Origin of the sequence: Streptomyces sp. NPDC059564 (genome assembly GCF_042735575.1) — a bacterium.
Classification (GTDB): Bacteria; Actinomycetota; Actinomycetes; order Streptomycetales; family Streptomycetaceae; genus Streptomyces.
Window position 1 is genome coordinate 1 of the sequence record NZ_JBHWBP010000513.1, and the last position, 3969, is coordinate 3969.

The following is a 3969-nucleotide window of genomic DNA, read 5'->3' on the forward strand; positions in this document are numbered from 1 at the left end:
GAGATGATGTCGGCCCTGCTCGACGCCTGCGTGGCCGCCTCGCCGGACCCAACTGACGTCCGCGACGTCCCGACCGGTCCGCCCCCCGCCGCCGCCACAGCGGCGGGGGCGGACCGGTCCCCGTTTGCCGGTGCGCCGGTGCCCCCGTCAGAGCCAGGGGATCTGATCGGCCCCGTACCGGTAGGCGCGGAACACCGCGTTCTGCGCGCCGCGCGAGGACTCCAGGCCCGTGCCCCGGTCGAACGCCCCGAACTCCGGGACGACGAACTCCCACACCACGTCCCCCTCCGGAGTCACCTCGAACAGTCGCCCGAAGGAACCCTCGGCGACGAAGGTGTTGCCGTTGGGCAGGCGCTGCGCGCTGGACATGTAGGGGCTGTAGAAGTTCTGCGGCGGGTTGTCCTCGTACGACCACACCCGCTCGCCCGTCACCGGGTCGAGCTCCAGCACCCGCGAGTACGGCACGGACGTCGTGTCGCGGTACGTCCCGTTGTCGAACACCAGGATCGTGCCGCCCGGCAGTTCGTGCGGGTGGTGCTGCTGCGCGAGGACGTCCGGGCCGATCCGCCAGCGCACGGAGCCGTCGGCGCGGTCGACGGCCACCGTCGTCGAGGCGCTGCGGAAGCCCACCACGATCCCGCCGTCGGCGAGTTCGTTGACCGTGTTGGCCATCGGCCAGTGCTCGCGCGCGAAGTGCGGGTTCAGCGGGACCTCCTCCGGGTCCAGGTGCTCGATCGCCGCCCAGCGCCACACCACCTCGCCCTCCCAGGTCATCTCGTACACCACGTCCCCGTAGATCACCCCGCCCGCCGCCTCCGAGCCGGGGATGCCGCCGCGGATCCGGGCCGCGTCCGCCGGAGCCAGCGGCTCCACGGCGCTGATCAGCAGGTTTCCGTTGCGCAGGATCGACGCGTCGTGGTGGTGGAAGGGGTGGCGGGCCTCGCGCAGCACGGTGGAGTCCGGGGCGAGTTCCTGGAAGACGCCGCCGTGGTAGACGTCCCAGATGGGGAAGAGGCTCGGGCCGGTGGTGTCCTTGGCCGCGTAGAAGAGGGTGCCGCCGGGGAGGAGCTGTGCCTGACGGCCGGGCGGGTGCGGGGAGTTCCAGGTGTGGGCCGGCTCGCCGTCGATGCCGACGAGGTGGATCCGGCCGTCGCCCGCGATGGGGGTGTAGAGGGTGTAGCCGCCGAAGCTCCGCTCGGGGTCGTGGGCGCGCAGGCCGGTGCCGCGGCGGCGCAGGGTGTTCTGGTCGACGGTCATGGAGGTCCTCCGGGGGTGGGTTTTCGGGGGTGGGGGGTCGGGGGCTTCAGTTCACGGTGACGGCGGCGGGGTCGGCCGCCCGGAGCGGGCCGGGGTGCAGCCGGGCGCGCAGGGCGGACCGGTCGGCGGTGCCCGGCAGGGCCTGGGCGGCCTTGGCCCAGGCGGCCTCGTCCGACAGGTCGGCGAGGAGTTCGGGTGACAGGCTCGCCCCGTACGTGTAGCGGGGCTGGAACGTCTCGACGTACGGGGCCTGCAGCGCCCCCTTGGACTCGGCGACGACGGCCGCCCGCGCGGCGGCCGGGTCGGCCGCGGCGGCCCGCTGCGCTCGCAGCACCGTACGCAGGACCGCGGTGGCCGTCCCGTCGGACGCCGAGGGGCCCGCGACGAGGAGGGTGCGGGCGGTGTAGCCGGAGAAGGGGAGTTCGGCGTAACGGGCGCCGAGGGCGGTGCGGGCGGCGTCGTAGAAGCTGGGGAAGGTGACGCCGGCGTCGACGTCGCCGCGGGCGAGGGCCGGAGCGACCTGGTTCGGGGCCAGGTTCACCACCGTCACGTCGGCCGGGGTCAGTTGCGCGGAGGCGAGCATCCGGGAGAGGGCGTACTCGACGTTCGTGCCCTGGGGGACCCCGACCTTGCGCCCCTTGAGCGCGCCGAATCCGGGGATGGCGCGGTCGGTGCGGGTGAGCAGGCGCCAGTCCGAGAAGCGGGACAGGTCGGCGACGATCCGTACGTCGCGCCCGCTCAGCGCCGCCGTGACGGCGGGCAGGTCGCCGACGACGCCGAACTGGGCCTGGCCGCCGAGGACGGCGTTGAGGGCGTCCCGGCCGGTGGGGAGGGTGGTCACGGTGGCCGCCAGGCCCTCGGCGGACCAGAGCGAGCGGTGCTGCGCGAGGTACAGGGGCGCGGCGGCCAGCTGATCGCTGCCGGCCAGGGACACGGCCCCCCGTCCGTCGGTGCCGGTGCCGGTGCCGGTTGCGCAGGCGGTGGCGGCGAGGAGCGAGAGCAGGCCGACGAGCAGCAGCCCGGCCGCCGTTCGGGGTCGGTGTCTGGGCATGGGAGGGGTCCTTCCTGGGACGGGGGACGCACCGGCCGTCGGCCGGGCGCGGTGTGCGGGGACAAGGGGGCGAGGATGTGCCGGGCGACGCCCGGGCCCCTGGGGCTCCGCCCCGGACCCCGCGCCTCAATCGCCGGCGGGGCTGGATTTGGCCGGCCCCGCCCATCGCGTGCGGGTCCGTTGCCGTGCGGCAACCCCGGGGCGGGGTGGGTCAGGGGGTGGTGGCGAGGTGGGCTGCGATGTGGGGGCGCAGAGTGGGGGGTTGGGGGCCCGGGGGGATGTGGTGGTCGGCCAGGACTCGGGACGGGGAGCCGCCGAGGACCACCACGCGTCCGGCCAGGGCGAGGGCCTCGTCGAGGTCGTGCGTCACGAACAGCACCGTGGTGCCGGTGCGTTCCCACAGCTCCCGCAGCAGCGTCTGCATCCGCGTTCGCGTCAGCGCGTCCAGTGCCCCGAACGGCTCGTCCATCAGCAGCACTTCCGGCCGCGCGGCCAGCGCCCGCGCCAGGGCGACCCGCTGCTGCATTCCGCCCGACAGCTGCGCCGGGTACTTCTCGGCGCCGTCCGCCAGCCCCACCTCCGCGAGCGCGGCCAGCGCCCGCTCGCGCCGCTCCGCGCGCGGCAGCCCGAACCGTTTGAGGGCGAACTCGACGTTGCCCCGGGCCGTGCGCCACGGGAAGAGCGCGTAGTGCTGGAACACCACCCCCCGCTCCGGGCCCGGCCCCGTCACCTCCGCGCCGCCGGCCGTCACCCGGCCCGCCGCGGGCCGTACGAAACCGGCCACCGTGTTCAGCACCGTCGACTTCCCGCAGCCGCTCGGCCCCAGCAGCGCAGTGAACGACCCCGCCGGGAACTCCAGGTCCGTCCGCTCCAGCACCGGCGCCGCCCCGTACCCGACCGACAGCCCCTCCAGCCGTACGTCCAGGCTCATGCTGCGCTCCAGTGCACGTAGCGCCGTCCGACGGCGGCCAGGACCAGGTCGGCGGCCACGCCCAGCAGCCCGAGCACGAGCAGTCCCGCGAACATCCGGTCCACCCGCAGGAACTGGCCGTCCACCTGCAGCCGGTACGCCAGCCCGCTGTCCGCGCCGCCCAGTTCGGCGGCGACCAGCGCGAGCAGGGCCACGGAGGCCCCGTAGCGCAGTGCGGCCAGCAGCGCGGGCGCGGCGGCGGGCAGCAGCACCTCGGTGAACCGCCGGTGCAGCGGCGCCCCCAGCGACCGGGCGGCCCGCAGGTGCGAGACCGGCACCCGCGAGACCCCGTCGTGGACGTAGAGCCAGACCGCGAGGAGCACCGCGTAGGCGATCAGCAGCCGCTTGGCGTCCTCCCCGATGCCGAACCAGGCGGTGGCCAGCGGCACCAGCGCGATGGCCGGGATGGGCCGCAGGAAGGAGACCACCGGGGTGACCGCGGCCGACAGCCTCGGCAGGTACCCGGTCGCGAACCCGAGCGCGCCGCCGACCACCGCCCCCAGCGCGAAGCCCTGCCCCGCGCGGGCCAGGCTGGCGGCGAGGTCGGCGGCCAGGGTGCCGTCGCGGGCGCTGCCGGCCAGCGCCGCGGCCGTGTCGGCGGGGGTGGGCAGCAGCCCCGGAGCCACCGCGCCGGACCAGGCGAGCAGCGACCAGAGCGCGAGCACGGCGCCGGCCGCGCCCAGGGCCGGGC

The 3969-nt window shown here is 75.7% G+C and carries 4 protein-coding genes; all 4 read right to left on the minus strand.

The features are described 5' to 3' along the window. Window positions 1–147: 147 nt before the first annotated feature. Entirely contained in the window at window positions 148–1257 is a 1110-nt protein-coding gene (locus tag ACFV0Q_RS39245; RefSeq protein ID WP_385012584.1) for an aryl-sulfate sulfotransferase, read from the minus strand. A gap of 46 nt (window positions 1258–1303) precedes the next feature. Beyond that, window positions 1304–2308, minus strand: a complete 1005-nt coding sequence (locus tag ACFV0Q_RS39250) for an ABC transporter substrate-binding protein (RefSeq protein WP_385012586.1) — start codon at window positions 2306–2308, stop codon at window positions 1304–1306. 211 nt (window positions 2309–2519) lie between these two features. Then, window positions 2520–3239, minus strand: a complete 720-nt coding sequence (locus ACFV0Q_RS39255) for an ABC transporter ATP-binding protein (protein WP_385012588.1) — start codon at window positions 3237–3239, stop codon at window positions 2520–2522. After that, a partial coding sequence (locus ACFV0Q_RS39260) for an ABC transporter permease (protein ID WP_385012590.1) occupies window positions 3236–3969 on the minus strand: 734 nt, incomplete at its 5' end. The genes ACFV0Q_RS39260 and ACFV0Q_RS39255, both read right to left, overlap by 4 nt.